Source organism: Clostridioides sp. ZZV14-6345 (assembly GCF_020657775.1).
In the GTDB taxonomy this organism is placed as follows: domain Bacteria; phylum Bacillota; class Clostridia; order Peptostreptococcales; family Peptostreptococcaceae; genus Clostridioides; species Clostridioides difficile_D.
Map to the genome: position 1 here is coordinate 1 of NZ_JAGWCX010000060.1, position 26,728 is coordinate 26,728.

A 26,728-nucleotide genomic window follows, 5' to 3' on the forward strand; every position below is an offset into this window, starting at 1 on the left:
TAGAAGAATACACACTTTATTTTAAAGACCCTTGTTTTATATAAATTTAATTGCAGTATTTCTTACACACTTTTTATTTTGTTATCTAGCTTTTGTTATCCAGCCATACCAATAAACATACCTATAAAGTATGGAATTAACCATATAGTCCACACAACTATACTAAACTTATGGAAGAATTTTTTCTTCTCTTCATCATCTTTGTATAAGACAAAAGTAGCCCAACTTGCATGAAAAAGCATAAGCACAATTGCAAGAAGACCTGTAATGCTGTGAAGGTTTTGTGATAAAGCTGATTTTACCTCAAAAGTGTGGCTGTTAGCTATGTTACTCATTGTAAATGTTCCTAAAGTATCAAATATCAAACCAAGCCAAAATATGATTACGTGTTTCTTTTTTAAAATTTTAGCCTTTCTTTCTCCAAATACACCTATAGTATAAAAAATTAAAGCTGATGTTATAAATACTATTGCAAGTATTAATTTAGAATTCATAATTATCTCTCCTTTATTTTTGCTAATATATTTCTAAGATTTTTTACTAAGTCACTCAATTCGTTTTCATCACAATTTTTAAAAATATCATCAAAGCTTTCTTGTATTTTAATTTTAAAATTTGTGGCAAATTCAAGTCCTGTCGTTGTAAACTTAACGTATGTATTTCTTTTATCATCAGATTTCTTGAATTTTTCTATATATCCAATCTGTTCTAACCTGCTGATTATCCCTGAAACCGTACCTTTAGCTAAAGACATCTCATCACATAGTTGTGATATTGTAAGTTCTTGATTATGAGCTATCAGTTTTATAATTATAATCTGTTGATGTGTAAATCCATTCTCTTTAAAATTTTCCTCTACCGTGTACATAGTTTTAGAATAGAGCTCCTTTAAAAGCATAGCTATTCTAAAACAGTCATAATTAGTTTTCAATAAAATCACCTCTTGAATAGTTTGCATAGAAACTAATATAATATACTTTTCTGATATAGTCAACCTAAAATTTAATAATTTCATAGTAAATAATGAAGAATAGAACATAAAAATTTTACTTTAGGTATAAATAAAATAATTTGATGAAATTTTAACAATTTTTAAAAAGTTTGTTTACACAGTGAATAAATGATGCTAAAATTAACTCATAGATAAATATTAAAAATTTAATTTTGTTTAATGATAATAGAACCACGAAGGTTTTAACGTTACTTTACGTTTGCTTTTATGTGGTTTTTTTTATTGCAACAAAGGGGGAATTGGGGTTTGTTAAAGGATATACTGAAAAAGTTGTTGCAGTTTATTTTGGTAATGTTTTTATTATCTTTTGTTGTTTTTTACATGGCAAGACTTGCTCCAGGAGACCCATTAATTTCTTACTATGGAGATGGAGTAGAAAGAATGAGTACTCAAGAAAAAGAAAATGCTATGAAAAAACTTGGTTTGGATGAACCAATATACAGTCAATATATAAAATGGATTTCAAATGCGTCAAAAGGGGAATTTGGGATTTCATTCAAATATAAACAAAATGTTACTTCTGTTATAAATGATGTCTACATAAACACTATAATATTAGGAGGTTCAGGTTATATACTTACCTTTGTACTAGCCTTATTGTTAGGAATATTTTGTACATTACATGAAGATAAGCTCATTGATAGAATCATATGTAAATTAGGGACAATAACCAACTGTATTCCATCGTTTTGGGTGGCTTTAGTACTTATACTTATATTTAGTATAAACTTAAGTATACTTCCAAGTAGTGGTGCTTATTCAATGGGAGAAGAGTCCAGTATATTAAGTAGAATATCACATTTAATCTTACCTCTTACAGTACTTGTATTGAGCCATTTATGGTATTACACATATATGATAAGAAATAAATTGCTAGAGGAAATAAGAGAAGATTATGTACTTTTATGCAAAGCAAAAGGTTTGAATAATAGAACCATTGTTTTTAAGCATTGCCTGAGAAATATAATGCCATCATATATCAGTATAATGGCTATTTCGATACCTCATATATTGGGAGGAACTTATGTAGTTGAAAAAGTTTTTTCTTATCCTGGGTTAGGAACTCTTTGCTTTGAAAGTGCAAAGTATCATGATTATAATATGTTATTAGTTTTATGTCTAATAACAGGCGCTTTAGTAGTATATGGGAATATGTTAGCTCAAATTATAAACAACAAAATAGACCCTAGAATGAAATATGATAGAGGTGATACTAATGAAGCCGCAATATAGTGATTTTGAAATTGTAGGAGATAATTATATTTTAGTAGCAGAAGATGAACATATAGAAACAAAGAAAACCTTATTTAAAAGAATTAGAGAATTACCATATATATCAATTTTTATTTTATCAATTATAGTTATTGGAAGTGTATTTTCATCTTTCATAATGACACATGAGCCAACATACATGAATTTAACAAGTTCTAATTTAGCTCCAAATAAAACTTTTTTATTTGGAACAGACTCAATGGGTAGAGATATATATTCTATGATATGGTATGGAGGAAAAATATCTTTATTTATAGGATTGTTTTCCACTGTAATATCAACTGTTATAGGAATAGTTTATGGTAGTATAAGTGGTTTTGCATCTGAACTTGTAGATGATGCAATGATGAGATTCACAGAAATAATACTTAGTATACCTTCAATATTGATTATAATATTTGTACAGGCTATACTTGGGAATTCAAATCCAATATCTATGTCTATAGTAATAGGAATAACAAGTTGGATGAATATATCTAAAATAGTAAGAACAGAAGTTAGACAAATAAGAAATAGCGAATATATACTAGCGGCTAGGAGTATGGGAGGAGGATTCTTCTACATATTAAAGCAACATTTACTTCCAAATTTTGTGGCATCAATAATGTTCATGGTTGTAACAAATATAGGTGCAGCTATTGGTACTGAATCGACACTTAGCTTTTTAGGGATTGGTCTGCCAATAGAAATTGTTTCTTGGGGGAGCATGTTATCTTTATCAGAGGAAGCATTACTTTCAAATAGATGGTGGATTATACTGATTCCGGGTATATTTTTGGTTACGACATTGGTGTGTATAACGAATATAGGTAATTATATAAGAAAGAATAACAATAAAAAATCTAGTAATTTATAAATCAGTATTTAAGCATTAAATAAGCAAATACTTAGGTGTTTGAAATATCTATTTAAATAAATGGGGTCAAAGCTTTGAAAAATATTTTATAAAAAGCAAAAGGGGGAGCATCATGAAATTAAAGAAGTTAAAAGTTTTAAGTTTAGTAATGATACTTAGTCTAATGGCAGGTTGTTCTAGTGGAGGAAACAAAGATAAAAAAGCAGATACACCTAAAGACGGTAAGGTGCTTGTTTATGGAAGTAATGGCTATACAAGTATAAATCCGGCACTATATGAACATGGAGAAATAAATTCACTAATATTTAATGGATTAACAGCTCATGATGAAAATAATAAAGTAGTTCCTTGTCTAGCAAAGGACTGGAAATTTGATGAGGCAACAAATACATATACTTTTAATTTAAGAGATGATGTTAAGTGGCATGATGGAGAGAAATTTACAGCAAATGATGTCAAGTTTACAATAGAAACTATAATGAATCCAGACAATGCCTCTGAGATAGCATCAAATTATGAAGATATAACGAAAATTGATGTAGTTAATGATACTACTATAAAAATTACTTTAAAAGCTCCAAATACAGCAATGCTTGATTATCTAACAGTAGGAGTATTACCAAAGCATGTATTAGAAGGTAAGGATATAGCTACTGATGAATTTAATCAAAAACCAATAGGTACTGGACCATTTAAACTTGAAAAATGGGATAAAGGTCAAAGTATAACGCTTGTTAAAAATAGTGATTATTTTGTAAAAGAACCAGGTTTAGATAAAGTAGTCTTTAAGATTGTTCCAGATGATAAGGCTAAAGCAATGCAATTAAAATCAGGAGAATTAGACTTAGCTCAAGTAACTCCTAAAGATATGTCTAACTTTGAAAAAGATGAAAAGAATTTTAAAGTAAATATAATGAAAACAGCAGATTATAGAGGTATATTATACAATTTTAATTCGAAGTTCTTTAAAGATGAAAAAACTAAAGGATTACCAAATGCTTTAAGTTATGCAATAGATAGAAAAGCAATAGTTGATAGTGTATTATTAGGACATGGTGTGCCAGCATATTCACCTTTACAAATGGGACCATATAACAATCCTGATATAGAAAAATTTGAATATAATCCAGAAAAAGCTAAACAAGAAATTGAAAAGTTAGGTTGGAAATTAGGTTCTGATGGAATCTATGAAAAAGAAGGCACTAAATTAGCTTTTGAGATAACAGCAGGTGAGAGTGACCAAGTTAGAGTTGATATGGCGAAGATATGTGCACAACAGTTAAAAGAAATCGGTGTTGATGCTAAAGCTGTTGTTGTAACTGAAACAGATTGGGCTAATCAAGATGCTCATTTAATAGGTTGGGGAAGTCCATTTGACCCAGATGACCATACATATAAAGTGTTTGGAACAGATAAAGGTGCAAATTATAGTGCTTACTCTAATTCTACTATAGATAAAATACTTCAAAAAGCAAGAGAAACAGAAAATAAAGATGAAAAGTTAGAGTTATATAAACAATTCCAAGTAGAGATGACTAAAGATATGCCTTATACATTTATTGCTTACATAGATGCAATATATGTTGGGAAACCAAACATCAAAGGATTAACACCTGATACAGTTTTAGGTCATCATGGTGTAGGTATATTCTGGAACATAGCTGACTGGACAATAGAATAATATTGAAATTAATTAGAAGCCTTAGGGATAAAAATATATCCCTAAGGTTTGAATAGCATAGGGGTTGATGGTTTTTGGAACATTTATTGGCGGTTAATAATCTATCTGTAAGTTTTAAAGTAGAAGAAGGAGAAGTACAGGCTGTAAGAAATGTATCTTTTAATCTAAAAAAAGGTGAGACATTGGCTATAGTTGGAGAATCTGGTTGTGGAAAATCTGTATTGTGTAAGAGTTTGATGAGAATACTCCCATACAATGGATATATTAAAAATGGGGAGGTTTTACTTAAATCAAATGATTTGGTTAAGAAGTCTGAAAAAGAGATGGAAGATATAAGAGGAAAGAATATATCAATGATATTTCAAGACCCTATGACATCTCTCAATCCAACTATATCAATAGGAAAGCAAATAGCAGAAGCTATAGTGATTCACCAAGATATAAGTAAAAGTGAAGCTAAAAAAAAAGCTATAGAACTTATTGAATTAGTTGGGATAGATAATCCTGAAAAAAGATTTAAACAGTTCCCACATCATTTTTCTGGAGGAATGAGACAACGTATAGTAATAGCTATAGCACTTGCTTGTAATCCAGAAATATTGATTGCTGATGAACCTACAACAGCTTTAGATGTAACTATACAAGCTCAAATAATTGATTTAATAAAGGATTTACAAGATAAGATAGGATTATCAATAATATTTATAACTCATGACTTAGGGGTAGTTGCTACTATAGCTGATAGAATAGCAGTCATGTATGCAGGAAAGATTATAGAAATAGGAACAGTAGAAGATATATTTTATGACCCTAGACATCCATATACTTGGGGATTATTAGGCTCATTACCTACTTTAGATTTACAGGATGACTATCTATATAACATACCTGGAATGCCTCCAAATTTATTAAACCCTCCAAAAGGAGATGCTTTTGCAATAAGGAATAAAAATGCTCTTAAAATAGATTATGAAAAAGAGCCACCGATGTTTAAAATTAATGATACACACAGTGCAGCAACTTGGCTATTGCATCCAGATGCACCTAAAATAGATATACCAGTTAGAGTAAATTGTGGAAGGGTGATTTCTAATGAATAGAGAAAAAATACTAGAAATAAAAAACTTAAAACAATATTTTCATTTGGATAAAAGTACTACTGTAAAAGCAGTTGATGGTATAAGTTTTGATATATATAAAGGCGAGATATTTGGATTGGTAGGAGAGTCGGGTTCAGGAAAATCTACAACTGGTAAAACTATAATAAGACTACACGAATCTACTGGTGGAGAAGTAATCTACAAAGGAAATTGTATCTCAGATAAAAAGACATATAAATTTATAAAAAGAAATATAAATAAAAGTATGCAGATTATTTTTCAAGACTCTACTTCATCATTAAATCCACGCATGACAATTGCAGATATAATTTCAGAGCCACTAAAAATTCAAGGTATCTGTAAAAACAAAACAGAGAGAATGAATAAGGTATATGAGATGCTAAATCTAGTAGGACTTGATAGAAGTTATGCAAATAAGTATCCTTCTGACTTTTCAGGTGGGCAAAGACAACGTATCGGCATAGCACGAGCTCTTTCAGTAGACCCAGAATTTATAATAGCTGATGAACCTATAGCTTCTTTGGATGTATCTATACAAGCACAAATAGTAAATTTATTTAAGAAATTGCAACAAGAAAAAAATTTAACTTGTTTATTTATAGCTCACGATTTATCTATGGTTAGACATATTAGTGACCGTATAGGAGTTATGTATAATGGAAAATTGGTAGAATTAGCAGATTCAAGTGAATTGTATAATAATCCTATTCATCCATATACAAAATCACTACTTTCTGCGATTCCTATTCCTGACCCTAAATACGCTAAGTCAAGAAATAGAATAGAGTACAATTGTAATATATATGATTGTTCAAGTGAAAAGTCATTGGATTGGATTGAAGTTTCAGATGGGCATTTTGTATACTCTTCTCAATCAGATATAAATAAATATCAACAAAATTTAAAAGTTGTTTAGTATAAAATCACTATAATAAGTATTTACTTGAATTACAAACTAAAAGCCTATTTTTGGATAAATTTTAAAACCTCTCCAAAAATAGGTTTTTTTATTCATATTTTTCAAATATAATAAAATTAAAAACAAGAAAAATATCTTGTTAAGAAGATATCATAAAATTTTAAAAATAATAATATATAAAAAATGAACAATAAATCTATTTTTTTAAAAAGAATCTTCTATAAGTAAAATAAGATATGTTGGATAAATTACAATTGAAATCAAAAAATAAGAAAGAATAAGAGTTTATTAAAACAAATAAAGTGAGTATAAAAGTTTTAGTTAATAAAATACTATAAATGTAGGGGAGCTTGTAATGATATATAAAAAAGATAAAGTAATGGAAGTTTTAAAATCATCATATAGGAAAAATGAAAAAGGGATTACAGCTAACCAATTATCAGAAAAGACAGGAATTGCAAGAAACAATATAAGTACATATTTAAATCAATTATTCAATGAGGGTATGGTTACAAAGATAAAGGGAAGACCTGTATATTATATCCCTGCAAATATTAACATTAATAAAGAGGAGTTGCTCGATACAAAAAAAGAAATAAAAATAGAAACTAAAATGAAAAAAGATAGTTTTGAAACATTAATAGGTAAAGAACACAGTTTAAGACCTATAATAGAAAAATGTAAAGTTGCAATGCTTTATCCTACAAATGGACTTCATACTATTATCTATGGAGAAACAGGAGTAGGAAAAAGTATGATTGCTAGGTACATGTACGATTATTCTATAGATAGTGGAATTAGAGAAAACAAAGCTCCTTTTGTAACATTTAACTGTGCTGATTATGCTAATAATGCACAATTACTTATGGGACATATTTTTGGAGTAGAACAAGGAGCTTATACAGGTGCAGAATCTTCAAGAAAAGGACTTTTAGAAATTGCAAATGGAGGGATATTATTTTTAGATGAAATTCACAGGCTACCAGCAGAAGGTCAAGAAATGTTGTTTACTTTTATAGATAAGGGAACCTTTAAAAGACTAGGAGATGCAACTAAGGAAAGAGAATCTAAGGTATTAATAATATGTGCGACTACAGAAAATCCCACATCAACACTATTAGATACATTCAATAGAAGAATACCAATGAAAATAGAAATACCATCACTAAGAGACAGAACAATGATTGAAAGAATAGAATTAGTTAAAAATTTTTTCAAGGAAGAATCAGAAAGTATTTCTATTCCAATAAAAGTACATAGAGAAATAATTAAATCATTACTACTTTATGATTGTAAAAATAATGTAGGTCAACTTCAAAATGATATAAAATTAGCTGTTGCAAATGGATACTTAAGATATAAAAGAGATAATAAAGAACCAATTTATATAGAGAAAAAATACTTTGATAAATCTATAAATCAAGTAAGTGATGACTATAGAGATAAGTCTATTAAAGCAGATGAAGTCATAACACATGGGATAGAATATGTTGTATTTACACCATTAGGAGAAGAAGAAGTTGTCAACTATGATGATATGAATATTATTAATGTAGTAAATACTAATCTTAATGAGTCTGTAGAAATGAATATAGCAGATGCTTCACTATTTAATAATCTTAAGTTTAAAACTATGTGTGAAGCAATAAGACAAATTATTAAAGAAGATGAAAAGATAGATATAAGCCAATCAATATTTAAGTCAATGGCAATCTATATAAAAAGTGTATTAGATAAAAGTAGTTCTACAAATAACATAGACCTAAATCAAATTAGAAGAAATAATAGAAGTGAATTTAAAACAGCATTAAAAATAGTTGGAATAATTGAAAATGAGTTTGATTTATTTTTATCTATAGAAACTGTAGCATATATTACATTATTTATAGTACAAGCTAAACAAGATGAACAAAATAAAATAGTGAATAATATTAATATTATAGTTGCTATGCATGGAGAAACTACAGCAAGTAGTATGGTTAAAGCAGTTGGTGATATTATTGGAGAATGTAGTGCTATTTCTTTTGATATGAGGTTAGATAAAAGCTATGATGAGATAATTGTAGATTTTAAAAAGTTGATTAATAATATAGACAATAAAGATATACTATTATTTACAGATATGGGTTCATTAAATTCTTTTGACGAAATTATAAAAAGAGAAAAGAAGTGTGGTGTAAGAGTAATTTCTATGGTGACAACATTAACTGTGTTAGAAGCAGTTCAAAAAGCTAATATGGGACTATCTTTAAATGATGTATACAACTCTATTGTTAATACGAGAAAGTACTATTTTGGAACTAGTGAAATTCAAAATAAAGAAAATCTATCTAAAACAATTATTATAGCATCGCATGTTTCAGAAGGTGTAGATAATCAAACAAGAAAAATACTAGAAGAAAAAATGAATAGGTACTTAGATGGAATAGACATTATATCTGTACCATATAAAACAGAAAAAGATTTAAGTTTAAATATTACAAAACTAAAAGAAAGCAGCAATATTGTAGCATTAATCAATAAACAAAGAGTTAATATTAAAGGAATTGACTATATCAGTAAAAAAGATATAGATAAGGATGAAAATATAAACAAATTAAAAAATATCATAAAGATAAGTATAGGTTATGATGATGTAGTTGAAGGTCTAAAGACATCTTTAAAAAGTTCTAATTATAATAGAATATTTAAAGATATAAAATATGTGTCTGATGAATTGTTTTTAGTATTTAATGTAGAAAAAAAATATGATAAAGTAATTGGGCTTATGATGCATTTAGCTTTCATGGTAGATGGATTGATTGGAAATACTAGAGAAATTGAACAACTTGATAAAGAAAAAACACTTAATTACCACAAGAGCTTAAGCAAGATAAAAGATATAGTATCCCAATTAGATAAAAAATATAATATAGAAATTAATAAAAAAGAGTGTTATCAAATACTATTAATATTAGAGTATGCAGAAATAATCAAAAAAGATTACCAATGAGTATAAAAACTTATTTGGTAATCTTTTTTAGTCTAAAATAACATTAATATTAGACACATATAAATAGACTTAGACAAAATATCTAAGTATTAGCAATGAACATGATTGAAATAATCACATTTTAAAGCGTCTAAAAAAACTGGCACAATACTTGCTTTATATTAATAATAAATAGTGTAAATAATTAAAATTTAAATCAAAAGGAGTAAATAATATGCAGGAGAAAATATTAAGAGATAAAAAGGCAAATGACCCATGGGCAAGAATGACTACAAGAAACGGATTTAGTGCAGATGAAATAATCTCATCATTTCAAAAAGCTATAAGAAGAAATATGGTAGAACAAGCTTGTGAATTTGCTTATGAACTATATATATCATCACCAGAATTAGAAGACAAGCTATGGAGAAGAATACTTACAATATCAGTTGAAGATATAGGAATGGGAGACCCATCAGCTATAATAATCATAAACAATTTAAATCAAGTAAGAAAGGAATATTCATATGCAGATGGAGATAGACCTTTATTTTTCATACATGCAATAAGATATCTTTGTGCATGTGAAAAAGATAGATCAAGTGATTTATTAAAAAACATAATTATAAAAGGATTTGCAATGGGTAAAGTCCCAGAAATTATGGACGTGGCACTTGATAAGCATACATATAGAGGCTTAGAAATGGGAAGAGATTCATTCCATTTCTTAAATGAAGCTAGTATAGTAATACCAGAGAAAGAAGTAGATAATGATTATAAAGAAAGGTACTTAAAAATATTAGAAGAATATAAGCCAGAAGAAGCTATAGATACAGCTTTCAAATTTAATCATTGGCAGTACTAAGAATTAGAGTAAATATTAATAAGAATTAAAGTAAAAATTGATAGGAATTAGAGTAAGAATTGATTGATAAAAAATTAGAAAATAAAAGAGGTTAGATATTGCAGGAGGATAATTATGAATATTTTATTGGTATGCGCAAATGGAGCTTCAACAGGTGTACTTGTGGAAAAGATGAAAAGTTTTTGTAGTGAGCATGAAAAGTTAAAAATTAAAACTATAAATATAGAAGCAACATCATTTGAAAATCTAAAATCATACATTCAAGCTAGTGATACAGATGTGGTACTTGTAGCACCACAAATTAGATTCAAGGAAGATGATGTAGTTGAAGCTTGTAAAAATCATAAAATAGCAGTTGGTTTAATAGATACTAAGCATTATGGTCGTATGGATGCTCCTTCTGTTATGAAGTCGGCAATCGAATTATATAAAAATAGATAATTGGAGGGAATGAATAAATATGGAAGCACTTCAAAATAATTTGAGAAAGTTTCTTCTTCCAATAGCACAAAAGATTGAAAAACAAAGGCATCTTCAAGCTATAAAAGAAGGTATGATAAGTATAACCCCAATAATAATTGTAGGTTCTTTAAGTATGCTATTTATGGCACTAAACAATATGATACCTGAAGGAAGTGCAAAAGCATTCTTATCTGAAAATATGGATACATTACTTATTCCTAACAAATTTACTATGAGTTTATTATCTATATATTCAGCATTTTTTATAGCTCAAGCATTAGCTAAAAAATATAATCTTAATCATGTAGAAATAGGTATGACAGCAGTTATAGCACAACTTGTTGTATGTGGACAAGTAGTAGATGGTGCGTTAGATACAAGTTACTTAGATGCTCAAGGTTTATTTGTAAGTATACTAATAGCACTTTTAGTAGTTGATATTACTAAGTTTATGAATGATAAGAACCTTGTAATTAGATTTCCAAAAGAAGTACCAAGTGTAGTAAATAAGAGTTTTAGAAATTTAACGCCAATGATAGTATGTATAATGTTATTTACAGCAATAGCAGCAATAACTAAAAATGTATTAGGTCAACCATTACCAGCTATTATAATGAATTTCTTAGCACCAGCTATAAGCAGTGTAGATAATGTTTTTGCAGTAACTATAATACTTTTCATAACTCAATTATTATGGTTCTTTGGGCTTCATGGAGCAGCAATAACTTCAAGTATATGGATGCCAATAGCAGCTACATATATGGCAGAAAATGCAACACTAATAGCAGCTGGAGGAGACCCAAAATATGTGTTTACAATAGGATTTTACTATGGTTTTCTACAAGTAACTGGTTCAGGAATAACTTTAGGACTAGTATACCTTATGTCAAGAAGTAAGTGTAAGAGTTTAAATAGTATGGGAAAAGTTGTACTTTTACCATCATTATTTGGAATAAATGAGCCAGTAATATTTGGAACACCAATAGTTATGAATCCATATATGTTTGTACCATTTGTATTTGGACCTGTATTAGTTGGAGCACTTAACTTTATGGCATTAAAGGTAGGATTAGTAGGATTACCTATTGCAGAACCACCAGGCTTTTTACCTCCAGGGGTTGCAGCATTTTTAATGACATTAGACTGGAAGGCAATAGTATTAGTATTTGCAAGTATAATACTTATGACCTTGATATATTATCCATTTTTTAAGATAATGGAAAAAGAAGAATTAAACAAAAATGCAGAATTAGCTACAGCATTAAATGATGATAGCTTTGATTTTTAAAGAGTCATTAGAAGGAGAAGGATATGATACCTGAAATAGAAGAAAAAGTATTTAGCATAATATCAGAAGCAGGAGATGCTAAAAGTGATGTAATGATGTCTCTCAAAGAAGTAAAAAAAGGTGACTACGATAAAGCGAAAAATCTTTTAAACTCAGCATCAGAGAAAATACAACTGGCATCAAAGCATCATTTAGAATTGCTATCAAATGCTATGAATAGTAAAGACAGTGGAACTGATTTTTTAGTTGTACATTCTGAAGACCATTATTCAAATGCATTATTTGCTCACTCTTTAGTATCTGAACTTGTAGATATATTTGAGATGATGGACCCAAGAATTGATAAGAAGTAAGTTTAATATAAATAGTGCTTGAAGTTTGGCTATAGTTTATTAATTTGATAAATTTAATAAATGAACTCCCTTTTACTTTAAAGTACTATTATTTATAAAATTATTTATAAATATAGTAAATTTTTAGATAGAAAAGGAGAAATTATTATGGAGAAGTTTTCAGTAGTAATAGCTGGAGGGGGAAGTACATATACTCCAGAAATCATATTAATGTTGTTAGATAACCTAGATAGGTTACCATTAAGAGCGATTAAATTATACGACAATGATGAAGAAAGACAAAACAAATTAGCTAAAGCTTGTGAAATACTAATAAAAGAAAAGGACCCTACTATAGAGTATTTAGCAACAACATGCCCTAAAGAAGCTTATACAGATGTAGATTTTTGTTTGGCTCATATAAGAGTTGGGAAGCTTGAAATGAGAGAACTAGATGAAAAGATACCTTTAAAGCATGGAGTAGTTGGTCAAGAAACTTGTGGACCAGGTGGAATAGCTTATGGAATGAGGTCTATAGAAGGTGTACTTGAAAACATAGACTATATGGAAAAGTATTCTCCAAATTGCTGGATGCTAAATTACTCTAATCCAGCATCTATAATAGCAGAAGCCGTTAGAAGATTAAGACCTACTTCTAGAGTAATAAATATTTGTGATATGCCAATAGGTATGGAACATAGTATAGCAAAAATTGCAGGGCTTAAATCTCGTAAACATATGGATATAAGATACTTTGGATTGAATCATTTTGGTTGGTATACTTCAATTAAAGACAAAAAAGGAAATGAACTTTTACCAAAATTAGTAGAACATATAAAAGAGTATGGATTTATAAATGGTGAAGAAGGAATGAAAAATGATAAGAAAGACAGTTGGTTTGAAACTAATTTATTTACTAGAGAAATAGCAAAGACAGATTTAACTACAATACCAAGTAGTTATTTAAAGTACTATCTATTCCCAGATTATGTTGTAAATCATTCTGATTTAAATTACACTCGTGCCAATGAAGTAATTGATGGAAGAGAAAAAGAAGTTTTTGGCTCATGTGCATTAATAGAAAAGCAAGGTCATTCTAATGGCAGTGGGCTTAAGATAGGAATACATGCGGAGTTTATAGTTGATTTAGCTACAGCTCTAGCTTTTAATACTCAAGAACGTATGTTATTAATAGTTCAAAATAATGGAGCTATAGAAAATATACAAGATGATGCTATGGTTGAGATTCCATGTATAGTTGGAAAAGATGGGTATGAACCATTATCAATAGGTAAAATACCAACATTTCAAAAAGGTTTGATAGAACAACAATTAGCAGTTGAGAAATTAGTAGTTGATGCTTGGATTGAGAAGTCATATAATAAATTGTGGCAAGCACTTATGCTATCTAAGACAGTTCCAAGTGCAATAGTTGCAAAAGAATTATTAGATGATTTAATAGAAGCAAATAAAAATTATTGGCCAGAACTTAGTTAAGAATAATATATATTTTAAAAAAGTTCCTACAGTTTAGTACATAGCTTAGTTAGTGTATTTGTAGGAACTTTATTTATGATTTTATAAGCTTGTCTATAGATACTCTTACTTCTTCAAGGTTTGCAAAGAATTTGTTATTTAGTTGACGGTTACAGTTGTTTGACTAGATAAGTTCAATTTAATATAAGACGACAAATAAATCAATAGAAATAGTTCGAGAAGTTGTATAATAAAAAATTTACACTTTTAACAGGATTTATGTAGGTGTTTATAGAAATAAATAATATAGATATAAATAAACATGTACATAATACATAATTATTTTTAATTCTAAAATATGAGAATGGAGAGATGGCTATGAAGTGGAGAGATTATGCTGAGGATGTAAATTTATTTGAGGATTTTGATAAAACTATCAAGCCTCTAACTGACGAACAAAGAAAAAAAAATATAAACACTTTAATTGCATATTTTTCAAAAGAAGTTCCTTCTAAAATATACAATTTATCAAATGATGAAATTAAGCCTAGAGACATACTTAGAGGACTTTTGAATGTATATCCACCAAAAGAAATTGCTCCAGAGATACTTAATATGTTACATAATTTATTGTTAATTGAATGTGAAGAAAGAGAGCTAGTAGATGTAAATGATATAGAAGAAGTAGAGGAAGGTATTGCTATATGGAGAGGTAATATAACAAATTTAAGAGCAGATGCAATAGTAAATGCTGCAAATAATAAGTTATTAGGTTGTCTACAACCACTACATTTATGTGTGGATAATGAGATACATTCATGTGCAGGACCTAGACTTAGAGAAGATTGTGACAAAATAATAAAAAAACAAGGACATTTAGAATATACTGGAGATGCTAAGATAACTAGAGGCTATTGTTTACCTGCAAAATTTGTAGTTCATACTGTTGGACCTATTGTATCTGGTGGTCAGCCAAGTAAAGAACAAGAAAAGCAACTGCTTCATTGCTACAAATCATGTTTAAACACAATAAAAGAAATTGATGAAATAAAAAATATTGTTTTTTGTGGAATTTCTACAGGTGTATTTGGTTATCCAAAAAAAGAGGCAGCTAATCTTGCTGTGAGTAGGGTTAGACTATGGATAAAAGAAAATCCTGAGAAAAATTTGAAAGTTGTATTTAATGTGTTTACTGAAGAGGAAGAAGAGAAATATAGAAGAATATTTAAATAATATTATATAGTATAATTCTAAGTTGATAGATTTGAACATGATAGTACAATATACTTCAATAAAATATTTAAATTTATAGATAATAATCTTTTAAATGATAAAAATTAATTGAATATTAATAGCTTATTTATTTTGGTGTTTATTAAGAAATAAATGAGCTATTTTTATGTTTAAATAGAAGTATTGTTTAGTAATGTGAATTAATTACTAATAAAAATGAAAATAACTACCAATTAAATTCATTTATACCTCAAATAAAAGAGTTAGTATTAGATTACAATAAAATCTAAAGAAAAGAGAGGTAATATATATGAAAAACAAAAATAATAAAGATAAAGACATGTTGAATATGAAAGTATTAAGAGTTCTAGGATTACTATTAATACTTTTTGATTATACAGGAGATACTTTGAATTTTTATAATTTCTTTGCTAAGCCATTAGTATCTGGAAGTTTGTATCATATAGGAGGTACTGATTGCATAGTATTTTTATTATTTATTGTAGAGTGTATATACCTAGTGGGAAGATATGTATTAAAAGTTAAGATAAATTGGAGTGAGATTATTGAAAATGAAAAAGATAATTTTATAAATAACTTATTAGTGGAAAAAATACAAGAAGAAAGCAATATTGTATATAGCCTATTAAATTCATACATATTGCCGTATATATATAAGAAAGGAAAAGTATTGATGCTTAAAACGTATAATATGTTAATCTATATTAAGGAAAAATACTATTATGTAAATATATACTAATGTAATATCTCACATAATTAACTATATTGGATTTTGTATTAGAGATAAAATGAATGATATAAATTTTTTAAGACACATAAAAATCGCAATTTATTTTGTAGTTAAGTTATAAATTTTATGAAAACTTATAGGTCATATAAAATAGATTGCGATTTTAATCCTAAACTTCTGCTATGATTTTACCTGTATCAGTTAAATCATATCCACCAAGACCTTGAAGTTCAGCTTTAAACTCAGCTGAATTTATTATGTTAATTATAGTTTTGTAAACTGGATTTTGTAAGTCTTCTTTTTTAATAACTAAATCATAACGTTCTTTATGAAGAGGAATAAAGTCAATGTTATTTACTTGTAAAGCAGCTTTTTCATTTCCTAAACCAACATCAGCTATTCCACGAGAGACAGTACTTGCAACACCAAGATGTGATAACTCTTCATTATCATAACCTTTTATATGATTACCATTAAAATTTAGAAGCCTAAGTTTACCGTCAAGTAGAACTCTAGTTCCAGCCCCTTTTTCTCTATTTACAAGAGTTATGTTTGGTCTAGTTAAATCCTCCCAAGTTTTTATTTCTTTAGGATTTCCTTTAGCAACGTAAAAACCTTGCATTCTGTAAGCTAGATTTATAAGTACACAAGGTATTCCTGGCAATAGTTTTTTAACAAAAGGGCCATTATATTCATCTGTTTCAAAATCCCATAGATGGGATGATGCTATAGAAACTCTGCCATTATATAATTCATATAAAGCATTATAACTGCCTATATAAGAGCGAAATGTATTGACTCCATCTAATTTTTTTTCAACGTACCTAGCTAAAATATCTAGTATCACATCTTGACCAGAAATAATGATTTTAGAATTGTTGTTTATATCTATATTTTTATTGTTGAAATGTGTATCTTTTACTTTACCAGTTTTTTGGCTGTTGATATATTCTTCAACGTCTTTAATATCAACTCTTATTTTTTTTCCTACTTTATAAGAAGGAAGTTCACCTCTTTTGATTAATTCATATACAGTATTTTTTGTTATCTTTAATAATTCAGCTACCTCGACAGGTGTCAAAGATGATAATGAGTCCATAATCCACCTCCATATAAGGTTATTTTAACATTAAAAAAAGGAAAATGTAGAAAATATTTAAAAGTAATGTAAATAATTTACTTGAAAATTTATTATCAGGTATATATAATTAAACTATATATAATGAAACATGATAAAACATGATAAAACGCATTAAAACATGTATTAAATTTACAAAAAGGGAGATTGTTATGAAAAAAATATTGGGAATATTAGGACTAGTTGCATGTTTAACTTTGGGGACAGTTGGATGCAATAGCAATGAAATCAAAAAAGATGATAGAAAACAAGAAAAAACAAATAAAAGTAGTGATTCAGTAGAGCTAAATATATCGGCTGCTGCAAGTTTAAAAGAAGCAATGGAAAAGATTGAAGAAGAATACAAAAAAGTTGATTCAAATGTAAAATTGACAGTTAATTATGGAGCTTCAGGGTCATTGCAACAACAGATAGAACAAGGAGCACCTTGTGATTTATTCATTTCAGCAGGTCAAAAACAAATGAAAGCTTTGGATGAAGAAAAGTTATTGGTTTCTGATACTATGAAAGATTTAGTAAAAAATGATTTAGTTCTTATTTCTTCTGCTGATAGTAATGTATCTAGTATGAAAGATTTGACTACAGATAAAGTGAAGAAAATTGCTGTTGGTGAAGCTGAAAGTGTTCCAGCTGGTAAATATGCAGATGAGGTGTTAACTAATTTAAATTTAAAGGATAAGTTAAAAGATAAGCTAGTATTTGCAAAAGATGTAAAAGAAGTTTTAGCATGGGTGCAATCAGGAAATGCTGATGTTGGATTCGTTTACTTTAGTGATACTGTTAATAATGATAAGATAAAGGTGGTTGAAAAAACAGACGAAAAAACTCATTCACCTATTACATATCCAGTTTCAGTAATTAAAGCTAGTAAAAATATAGATTCTGCTAAGAAATTTGAAGAATTTTTGTTAAGTGAAGCAGGACAAAAGATTTTTGAAGAATTTGGATACAAAAAAGTAGAATAAGTTTATAAATAAACTATATGTATTTAAATATAAATTATATATAAATACATGAAAATTGAAAATAATTGTATATTATAATAAAATGGAAATAGTGAAATTAATAGACTTATTAATTTCACTATTTCCATTTAAAATTGAGGAGGTTTAAAGATGGAAACAGATTGGTCACCCTTATGGATATCGCTTAAGACATCTCTTTTGTCAACAGTAATAACTTTTATAATAGGAATATTTGTGTCATATATTATGGCTAACTATAGAGGTAAGTGGAAGGGTCTTATAGATGGGCTGTTTACACTTCCACTGATTTTGCCACCAACAGTTGTAGGATTCTTTTTATTATTGCTATGTGGGAAGAATGGATTTATAGGGAAGTTTTTATTAAATTTTGATAAAACTTTAATATTTAGTTGGACAGCAACTGTAATTTCAGCAGTAGTGGTGTCTTTTCCTATGATGTATAGAACCTCAAGGTCAGCTTTTGAACAGATTGACAACAATATGTTGTCAGCTGCTAGGACATTAGGTCTTAATGAGTGGAAAGTATTTTTTAAGATTGCAGTCCCATTAGCTTGGCCTGGAATAATTGGTGGATTGGTGCTGTCGTTTGCCAGAGCTCTTGGTGAATTTGGTGCTACACTTATGATAGCTGGAAATATACCTGGAAAAACTCAAACTATGCCAATAGCTATATTTTTTGCAGTTGAAGGCGGAGATATGAACAAAGCTATGATGTGGGTTATGATTATTGTAGCAATATCTATAGCAATGATTTTATTATTAAATTATTGGTCAGAATTTCAGCAGAAAATTATAGGAAAGAGGTGTGGATAGTTGAGTTTATATGTAGATATTGAGAAAGATTTATCCTCTTTTAAATTAAAGGTAGAAATTAAACAAGAAAAAGGAATTTTAGGGTTTTTAGGAGAATCTGGTTCTGGAAAAAGTATGACATTAAAATGTATAGCAGGGCTTGAGAAACCAACAAGAGGTAGAATTGTATTAAATGATAGAGTACTATTCGATTCTGAAAAAAAGATAAATTTATCAACACAAGAGAGAAAAGTAGGTTTTTTATTTCAAAACTATGCTTTGTTTCCACATATGACTGTAAGTCAAAATATTGAGCTTGGACTTTTAAAACTGAACAAGAGTGAAAAAAAGGAAATAGTAACAAGGTATTTAGATATACTTAAATTAAATGGATTTGAGGGTAGATACCCTTGGCAATTATCTGGTGGTCAGCAACAAAGAGTAGCACTAGCTAGGGCATTGGCAACATCTCCAGATATATTACTTTTAGATGAGCCTTTTTCAGCACTAGACCATCATTTAAGAAGTAATATGGAAAAAGAACTTATGAACATGTTAAAAGACTACAAGGGAGATATACTATTTGTTACTCATGATATTGAAGAAGCTTACCGAGTTTGTGATGATATTATGGTATATAACAAGGGAGAAGGTCTTCCAAAGAGACCTAAAAAAGAGCTATTTGAATTTCCAAAGTACCTTATAGAAGCTAAGATAACAGGGTGTAAAAATATATCCAAATTAAATAGGATAGATGAAAATACTATTTATGCTACAGATTGGGGATGTGAGTTGACATTAAATAGAGAAATAGATGATAATATAGAATATGTGGGAATTAGAGAGCATCATATTAAGGTCTTGGATTCTAATGAAGATTTAAATGAAAAGTTATGTTTTGAATTGATTAACATTATAGAAAATCCATTTACTTATACTATATATGTTAGAAAAACTGATTTATCTAAAGAATGTATACTTATTCAAATAGAATTGGAAAAAGGTAAAATGAGATTTAAGAAGGGTGACAGCATTTATTTAGATTTTCCACAGGAATATTTATTTTGTTTTAAGTAAATTTATAATAAAAAGGAGTAGATTATATGACTGAAAAAGAAAAAATGTTGTTTGGGAAAGGGTACTATGCAAATGATGAATTGCTAGTAAAAGAAAGAGAGTATTGTAAAAAATTAACTAGACTATTTAATAATACTTTAGAGGATGAATATGAAAAAAGAGCAGATATTTTAAGACAACTATTTGGTTCCGTTGGCAAGCAGATAAATGTGGAACAAAACATTAAATGTGACTATGGATATAACATACATGTAGGTGAAAATTTCTTTGCAAATTATGATTGTATTTTCTTAGATGTATGCAAAATTGAAATAGGTGATAATGTAATGTTAGCTCCAAACGTTCAAATATATACAGCATATCATCCAATTAATGCACAACTTAGAAATTCAGGTATAGAGTATGGTTCTCCTGTAAAAATAGGTGATAATGTATGGATAGGTGGGGGAGTAATCATAACACCAGGAGTTACTATAGGAGATAATGTAGTAATAGGTGCAGGAAGTGTAGTTACAAAAGATATACCATCAAATACTGTAGCTGTTGGAAATCCATGTAGAGTAATAAAGAAAATAGAAGCATAAATATGATTTTACAAAGTATATACAAACAAAGTTTATAAAAATAAATTAAGAGTATTTACATATAATCTTTAAATAGATAATATATTAAAATAAAAATATATGCCTGTTTCTTTAAAAAAATTTATAGAAACAGGCATATTAATCGTATAGAGAAAATATCTTTCTATTCTTGTTTAGTCTTTACGTAAGAAATATTATCATTAGAAGGTTTTTCCATACCTAATGCTTTTAATATATCTTCATTAACAATTATATCTGTATCATCTGATGTAGCTACAGGCATATCAGACACTGATTCGCCATTTAAAATTTTAACTGCCATTTCACCTGTTTTGTAACCTAGTTTTTCATAGTTGATACCTTGACAAGCAAGAGCACCTTTTTCAACTGGACCAGATTCAGCTGCTATAACAGGAATTTTATTCTCAGTAGCTATTTTAGAAACTATAGGCATAGAAGATGCTACTAAATTGTCTGTAGGAACATATAAGACATCTATTTTTCCAACTAAACTAGAAATCCCTTGGTTAACTTCATTTGAAGTAGTTATACCTTTTTCAACAACCTTAAACCCATTTTTAGATGCATATTCTTTTAAAGCATCAACTTGAACTTTTGAGTTTACTTCACTAGTATTGTACATAACTCCTATAGTTTTTGCCTTAGGAGCAAATATTTTAAGAAGTTCTAAACCTTTGTCTACAGAAACAAAATCTGATGTTCCAGATACATTTGTGCCTGGTTTTTCAAGAGTTTTAACTAATCCAGCAGCAACAGGGTCACTGACAGCAGTCATAAGTATAGGTATATCTTTAGTAGCATTAAAAGCTGCTTGAGCTGACGGAGTTGATATAGCAAATATTAAATCTTTCTTGTCAGATGCGAATTTGCTTGCAATACTTTGTGTAGTTGGCATATCATTTTGAGCATTTTGGAAGTCTATATTAATATTTTCACCATCTTTAAAGCCGTTCTTTTCTAATGCTTTTACAAACCCTGTCTTAGTAGCATCTAACGCTGGATGTTCAACCAGTTGAGTTATACCAATTTTTTTAACTTCTTTACCTTTTGAATTACTTTCTTGTTTTGAACTACTAGAATCTCCTCCTTGAGAACATCCTGTAAGCATAGATACACTAAGAGCACCAGCTAAAATCAAACTTGCCAATCTTTTTTTATTAATCATTTTTATATCCCCCTCGAAAATTTATTGTTATATATATTCATATATTCATATGAATTATTGCAAAGTTACCATAATTATTATAATTTTAAGATTATTTTAGAAATAGACTTAATATAATAGATACATTTTAAACTGCATATTCAAATTTTTCTAAGATTTCTTCAACTGTTAATTGTTCTTTTTCTTTACCTTTTACATCTAAGACAATTTCACCCTTATGAAGCATTATCAATCTATCACCATATTGAAGAGCATGTTTTAAGTTGTGAGTCACCATAAGTGTAGTTATATTTTTTTCCCTTACGATTTTATCTGTTAACTCAATTACTTCATTTGATGTTTTTGGGTCAAGTGCTGCTGTATGCTCATCAAGTAATAAAACTGAAGGATTTGTTAAGCATGACATAATTAGTGATAGTGACTGTCTTTGACCTCCTGATAAAAACTGTACTTGTACATCAAGATATTTTTTTAAATCAAGAGATACACCTTCTAATAAATTTTCTAAGAAATCTCTTTTATAACGAAGACATTTTCTTAGGTTTAATAATTTACCTTTATTAAGTGCTAGAGATAAGTTTTCTCTAACTGTCATAGAAGGACAAGTTCCTAGGCTAGGGTCTTGAAAAACTCTGCTTACTATTTGAGTTCTTCTATGTTCAGCTAAGTTAGATAAATTATGTTTATTTAGTAATACTTGACCAGAAGATTCTTTTATAAGTCCAGATATTATATTTAATAAAGTAGATTTACCAGTTCCATTACTACCTATGATACTTACAAATTCACCATTTTCTATGTCGATTGATAAATTTTCAAATATAGTATTAGGTTCACCGTATGGATTAGGGAAACTCTTTGAAAGATTTTTAATTTGTAACATCTATAACACCTCTTTTTTCTGATTTATTTTTGGTACTAGCTTTACATTTGTTTTTTTTAGTGAAATGTTTAAGTTACCAGTAGCTAAGAAAGCTATTATAACTATAGCAGTTATTAATTTTAAGTCAGTCGATAACATTCCTAAACTCATTGCAAAGTAGATAGTGAATTGGTATATAAAAGAACCAACAATTATTGCAGTAGTATCTTTGATAAAAGTAAATTTCTTAAATAGTGTAATACCAATTATGATAGAAGCAATTCCAAGAACCAAAGTTCCTATACCCATATTTACATCTGAGAATCCTAAGAACTGAGCCATAAGACTACCAGATAAAGCTATAAGTCCATTTGAAATCATAAGTCCTAGTATTTTTATAGAACCAATATTTATACCCAAAGATTTAATCATTTGAGAGTTATCACCAACACCTTTTAAAGTGTACCCAAGACCTGTTTTTAGAAATAAGTCTAAAAGGACTTTACAGATAAATACAAAAGCCAAGGCTAAAACTATAGGAGATATTTCTCCATTGAATAAATGCTTAAAGCTAAATAGAGGAATATTTGATTTTCCCATTATTCTTAAGTTGATAGAGTACAACATTCCCATAACTAAAATACCAGAAAGTAAGTTTGATATCTTAAACTTAATGTGAAGAATTCCAGTAACAAGACCAGCAGTGCAACCACATAAGATAGCCATTAAAGTTGCTACTACAGGAGAAATACCATTAGTAAGAGAAAATGCTACGATAGAAGCACCCATTGTGTAACTACCATCAGCAGACATATCTGGAAAATCTAAGATTTTGTAAGTTATATAAACCCCCAGTGCCATAATTGATAAAATTAAACTTTGCGTCATTACAGATATAATACCTGACATAAATAAAACACTCCTTTGAAAATATTTTTATAATTCTAATTATTTGCTAATTTTGTGTATAAAAAAACCACATAGTATACAAAACTATGTGGTAAAAACACGAATAAGCCACATAGTTTAATCTATGTGGCTCTTATATAGTTAAATGAAAACTCTATAAACAATATAGCCAACATAGATACAATCCCAAAATTTTAGTAGTCTTAAGGGGCCTGTATCTATGTTAAAACGTAGGTACAAACCCTAAAAATAGTGGCTATAGTAATAATAATATTTTTTATTGTTTAATAAAGTATTCATAATTATCTCTCCCTTTTAATATTTTAATTAGCCAGAAAATTATATGTATTCTCGACTTGTTATAAATTATAAATTATACACTAATAAAAGTCAACTGCTAAATTTAATTAAAATACTAAATAATGTATACTTAGAATACTTTTAAATCAATGTATTATTTGAAAAAAACGTTATCCTAAGTTATAGAGAAATGTGGAAATTTTATCAAGATATATACTGAATATGAAATATATACACATATGTATCCATTAAATTTTATAAAAAAGCTGTCTAAAGAATATTGAAATTCTTTTGGACAGCTCAAGTAGTGATTAGAAAGTTATATAACTTTCATAATCAGTCGTCAATACAGACGACTTTTATGGAAAATGAATAACTTTATATGCAATATTCAAATTGCTATAATAAGCACAATTTTCAAAGGGTTAGGGTGGATAAGAGTACTTATTATATAAAGTTTTCATATTACCTACTTTTTAAAATTAATAAGTTTTATTTTGCAGATTTTGTATTTTCATCTGACTTTATATACTTTATATTATCTGCTGATAACTTTTGCATGTCAAGAGCTTTTAGTGTATCTTCGTTAATTATTATTTCAGTTTCATCTAACATAGTAACTGGGATATCTCCAACAGCTTTTTCTTCTAATACTTCAATAGCAAGTTCTCCAGCTTTGTAACCTAGTTTTTCATAGTCTATTCCACAACAAGCTAAAGCACCAGAAGATACAGAACCTTCTTCAGAAGCTATTATAGGAATCTTGTTTTCATTAGCAACTTTAGAAACTATTGGCATAGAAGAAACTATTAAATTGTCAGTAGGAACATATAAAACATCTATCTTGCCAACTAAGCTAGAAATAGCTTGATTGACTTCACTTGAGGAACTGATTCCTTTTTCAACCACTTCATAATTATTTTTCTTAGCATAATCATGTAGAGAATCAACTTGGATTTTTGAATTAACTTCACTAGTATTGTATATAACACCTATTTTTTTTGCCTTTGGAGTCAATGTTTTAACTAATTCTAATGTTTTATCAATTGAAAGATAGTCAGATGTACCAGAAACATTTCCACTTGGTTTTTCAAGAGATTTAACAAGTCCAGCTTCTACAGGGTCTGTAACAGCAGTCATGATTATAGGTATATCTTTAGTAGCATTATAAGCTGCTTGTGCAGATGGAGTAGATATAGCATATATTAAATCTTTTTTGTCAGATACGAACTTACTTGCAATACTTTGTGTAGTAGGCATATCGTTTTGTGCATTTTGGAAATCTATTTTTATATTATCTCCATCCTTATAGCCTTTGTCTTCGAGTGCTTTTATGAATCCTTTCTTTGCTTTATCTAAAGATGGATGTTCTACCAATTGAGTGATACCTATATTTTTTTGTTTCTTGTTATCTGTTTTTCCGTTTTCATTTGAGGCATTAGAGCCATCATTTTGAGAACATCCAGTAAGCAGTGATACACCAAGTACTCCTGCTATAATTAAACTTAATATTTTTTTTCTTTTTATCATTTTATTTTCCTCCCTCAAAATTTAAATAATTATATTTGTTCATATATTCATATAATAAATTGTAAATATGCTTAATTAAAAATGAATTTTTATTTCTTAAACTGCATATTCAAATTTTTCTAAGATTTCTTCAACTGTTAATTGTTCTTTTTCTTTATTTTTTACATCTAAGACAACTTCACCCTTATGGAGCATTATCAACCTATCACCATATTGAAGGGCATGTTTTAAGTTGTGAGTCACCATAAGTGTAGTTATATTTTTTTCCCTTACGATTTTATCTGTTAACTCAATTACTTCATTTGATGTTTTTGGGTCAAGTGCTGCTGTATGTTCATCTAGCAATAGGACCTTAGGACTTGCTAAACTAGACATAATTAGTGATAGTGACTGTCTTTGACCTCCTGAAAGATATTGTACTTTAATATCTAAGTATTTTTTTAAATCCAAAGAAATTCCTTCAAGTAAGTGTTCTAAGTCATTCGTTTTATGACGAAGACATTTCTTTAAGTTTAATAATTTCCCTTTATTAAGTGCTAAAGATAGATTTTCTCTAACTGTCATAGAAGGGCAAGTTCCTAGGCTAGGGTCTTGAAAAACTCTACTTACTATTTGGGTTCTTTTGTATTCAGCCAAATTTGTTATAGTAGTGTTGTCTAATGTAATTTGACCAGAAGATTCTTTTATAAGCCCAGATATTATATTTAATAAAGTAGATTTACCAGTTCCATTACTACCTATAATACTTACAAATTCACCATCTTCTATGTCGATTGATAAATTTTCAAATATAGTATTAGGTTCACCGTATGGATTAGGGAAACTCTTTGAAAGATTTTTAATTTGTAACATCTATAACACCTCTTTTTTCTGATTTATTTTTGGTACTAGCTTTGCATTTGTTTTTTTTAGTGAAATGTTTAAGTTACCAGTAGCTAAGAAAGCTATTATAACTATAGCAGTTATTAATTTTAAGTCAGTCGATAACATTCCTAAACTCATTGCAAAGTAGATAGTGAATTGGTATATAAAAGAACCAACAATTATTGCAGTAGTATCTTTGATAAAAGTAAATTTCTTAAATAGTGTAACACCAATTATGATAGAAGCAATTCCAAGAACCAA

The 26,728-nt window shown here is 28.4% G+C and carries 25 protein-coding genes and 1 pseudogene; 17 read left to right on the plus strand and 9 right to left on the minus strand.

Going from position 1 to position 26,728, the window contains the following annotated elements:
* Positions 1–95: 95 nt before the first annotated feature.
* Both KGF39_RS14760 and KGF39_RS14765 read right to left on the minus strand, forming a co-directional pair.
* The gene (locus KGF39_RS14760) at positions 96–494 is read right to left on the minus strand and encodes an HsmA family protein (protein WP_107594395.1); all 399 of its coding nucleotides are present in this window, start codon (positions 492–494) and stop codon (positions 96–98) included.
* A 2-nt stretch (positions 495–496) separates the two neighbouring features.
* Positions 497–940, minus strand: a complete 444-nt coding sequence (locus tag KGF39_RS14765; protein WP_413927028.1) for a MarR family winged helix-turn-helix transcriptional regulator — start codon at positions 938–940, stop codon at positions 497–499.
* Positions 941–1,258: 318 nt separating this feature from the next.
* Here KGF39_RS14765 and KGF39_RS14770 point away from each other — a divergent pair, with 318 nt between their 5' ends.
* The 13 genes from KGF39_RS14770 (at position 1,259) to KGF39_RS14830 (ending at position 16,248) form a co-directional block, all read left to right on the plus strand.
* Complete coding sequence (locus KGF39_RS14770) at positions 1,259–2,245, plus strand: ABC transporter permease (RefSeq protein ID WP_227822878.1); 987 nt, start codon at positions 1,259–1,261, stop codon at positions 2,243–2,245.
* On the plus strand, positions 2,229–3,140 hold the full coding sequence (locus KGF39_RS14775; protein WP_227822879.1) for an ABC transporter permease: 912 nt from the start codon (positions 2,229–2,231) through the stop codon (positions 3,138–3,140). Before KGF39_RS14770 ends, KGF39_RS14775 begins: the two co-directional genes overlap by 17 nt.
* 112 nt (positions 3,141–3,252) lie before the next feature.
* Complete coding sequence (locus KGF39_RS14780; protein ID WP_227822880.1) at positions 3,253–4,821, plus strand: ABC transporter substrate-binding protein; 1,569 nt, start codon at positions 3,253–3,255, stop codon at positions 4,819–4,821.
* Positions 4,822–4,895: 74 nt separating this feature from the next.
* Positions 4,896–5,921, plus strand: coding sequence for an ABC transporter ATP-binding protein (locus tag KGF39_RS14785; protein ID WP_227822881.1), 1,026 nt, complete (start codon positions 4,896–4,898; stop codon positions 5,919–5,921).
* The gene (locus tag KGF39_RS14790) at positions 5,914–6,858 is read left to right on the plus strand and encodes an ABC transporter ATP-binding protein (RefSeq protein WP_054272818.1); all 945 of its coding nucleotides are present in this window, start codon (positions 5,914–5,916) and stop codon (positions 6,856–6,858) included. The genes KGF39_RS14785 and KGF39_RS14790 overlap by 8 nt, the downstream gene beginning before the upstream one ends.
* Before the next feature lie 358 nt (positions 6,859–7,216).
* Positions 7,217–9,853: a sigma-54-dependent transcriptional regulator gene (locus KGF39_RS14795; protein WP_227822882.1), complete on the plus strand. Its 2,637-nt coding sequence runs from the start codon at positions 7,217–7,219 to the stop codon at positions 9,851–9,853.
* A 214-nt stretch (positions 9,854–10,067) separates the two neighbouring features.
* On the plus strand, positions 10,068–10,697 hold the full coding sequence (locus KGF39_RS14800) for a hypothetical protein (protein ID WP_054272820.1): 630 nt from the start codon (positions 10,068–10,070) through the stop codon (positions 10,695–10,697).
* Positions 10,698–10,811: 114 nt separating this feature from the next.
* Entirely contained in the window at positions 10,812–11,138 is a 327-nt protein-coding gene (locus KGF39_RS14805; protein WP_227822883.1) for a PTS sugar transporter subunit IIB, read from the plus strand.
* Between the two features lie 19 nt (positions 11,139–11,157).
* A complete protein-coding gene (locus tag KGF39_RS14810) occupies positions 11,158–12,447 on the plus strand; it encodes a PTS sugar transporter subunit IIC (protein ID WP_054272822.1) in 1,290 nt (429 codons plus the stop codon).
* A gap of 23 nt (positions 12,448–12,470) precedes the next feature.
* Entirely contained in the window at positions 12,471–12,800 is a 330-nt protein-coding gene (locus KGF39_RS14815) for a PTS lactose/cellobiose transporter subunit IIA (RefSeq protein WP_054272823.1), read from the plus strand.
* A gap of 147 nt (positions 12,801–12,947) precedes the next feature.
* Positions 12,948–14,276, plus strand: a complete 1,329-nt coding sequence (locus tag KGF39_RS14820) for a 6-phospho-alpha-glucosidase (RefSeq protein WP_227822884.1) — start codon at positions 12,948–12,950, stop codon at positions 14,274–14,276.
* Between the two features lie 357 nt (positions 14,277–14,633).
* Complete coding sequence (locus KGF39_RS14825; RefSeq protein ID WP_054272828.1) at positions 14,634–15,488, plus strand: protein-ADP-ribose hydrolase; 855 nt, start codon at positions 14,634–14,636, stop codon at positions 15,486–15,488.
* A 310-nt stretch (positions 15,489–15,798) separates the two neighbouring features.
* Positions 15,799–16,248, plus strand: a complete 450-nt coding sequence (locus tag KGF39_RS14830) for a hypothetical protein (protein ID WP_227822885.1) — start codon at positions 15,799–15,801, stop codon at positions 16,246–16,248.
* Between the two features lie 160 nt (positions 16,249–16,408).
* Here KGF39_RS14830 and KGF39_RS14835 read toward each other — a convergent pair whose 3' ends face one another.
* Positions 16,409–17,338: a helix-turn-helix transcriptional regulator gene (locus KGF39_RS14835; protein ID WP_227822886.1), complete on the minus strand. Its 930-nt coding sequence runs from the start codon at positions 17,336–17,338 to the stop codon at positions 16,409–16,411.
* Positions 17,339–17,529: 191 nt separating this feature from the next.
* Between KGF39_RS14835 and modA the strand changes: the two genes are divergently transcribed.
* The 4 genes from modA (at position 17,530) to KGF39_RS14855 (ending at position 20,816) form a co-directional block, all read left to right on the plus strand.
* Positions 17,530–18,342, plus strand: a complete 813-nt coding sequence (gene modA / locus KGF39_RS14840) for a molybdate ABC transporter substrate-binding protein (protein WP_227822887.1) — start codon at positions 17,530–17,532, stop codon at positions 18,340–18,342.
* A 150-nt stretch (positions 18,343–18,492) separates the two neighbouring features.
* Positions 18,493–19,176, plus strand: a complete 684-nt coding sequence (gene modB / locus KGF39_RS14845) for a molybdate ABC transporter permease subunit (RefSeq protein ID WP_054272832.1) — start codon at positions 18,493–18,495, stop codon at positions 19,174–19,176.
* Positions 19,177–20,232: a sulfate/molybdate ABC transporter ATP-binding protein gene (locus tag KGF39_RS14850; protein ID WP_227822888.1), complete on the plus strand. Its 1,056-nt coding sequence runs from the start codon at positions 19,177–19,179 to the stop codon at positions 20,230–20,232. It begins immediately after the preceding gene.
* A 26-nt stretch (positions 20,233–20,258) separates the two neighbouring features.
* A complete protein-coding gene (locus tag KGF39_RS14855; RefSeq protein WP_227822889.1) occupies positions 20,259–20,816 on the plus strand; it encodes a sugar O-acetyltransferase in 558 nt (185 codons plus the stop codon).
* Between the two features lie 163 nt (positions 20,817–20,979).
* Here KGF39_RS14855 and KGF39_RS14860 read toward each other — a convergent pair whose 3' ends face one another.
* The 6 genes and pseudogenes from KGF39_RS14860 to KGF39_RS14885 all read right to left on the minus strand — a co-directional run.
* Entirely contained in the window at positions 20,980–22,002 is a 1,023-nt protein-coding gene (locus KGF39_RS14860; RefSeq protein ID WP_227822890.1) for a CD0873 family tyrosine ABC transporter substrate-binding lipoprotein, read from the minus strand.
* 127 nt (positions 22,003–22,129) lie between these two features.
* Positions 22,130–22,885, minus strand: a complete 756-nt coding sequence (locus KGF39_RS14865; RefSeq protein WP_227822891.1) for an ATP-binding cassette domain-containing protein — start codon at positions 22,883–22,885, stop codon at positions 22,130–22,132.
* Positions 22,886–23,773: an ABC transporter permease subunit gene (locus tag KGF39_RS14870; RefSeq protein WP_227822892.1), complete on the minus strand. Its 888-nt coding sequence runs from the start codon at positions 23,771–23,773 to the stop codon at positions 22,886–22,888. It abuts the gene before it with no gap.
* A 792-nt stretch (positions 23,774–24,565) separates the two neighbouring features.
* Complete coding sequence (locus KGF39_RS14875) at positions 24,566–25,603, minus strand: ABC transporter substrate-binding protein (RefSeq protein WP_227822893.1); 1,038 nt, start codon at positions 25,601–25,603, stop codon at positions 24,566–24,568.
* A gap of 96 nt (positions 25,604–25,699) precedes the next feature.
* Complete coding sequence (locus tag KGF39_RS14880) at positions 25,700–26,455, minus strand: ABC transporter ATP-binding protein (RefSeq protein WP_054272840.1); 756 nt, start codon at positions 26,453–26,455, stop codon at positions 25,700–25,702.
* Positions 26,456–26,728 (minus strand): annotated as a pseudogene (locus KGF39_RS14885) (ABC transporter permease); the annotation flags it as partial.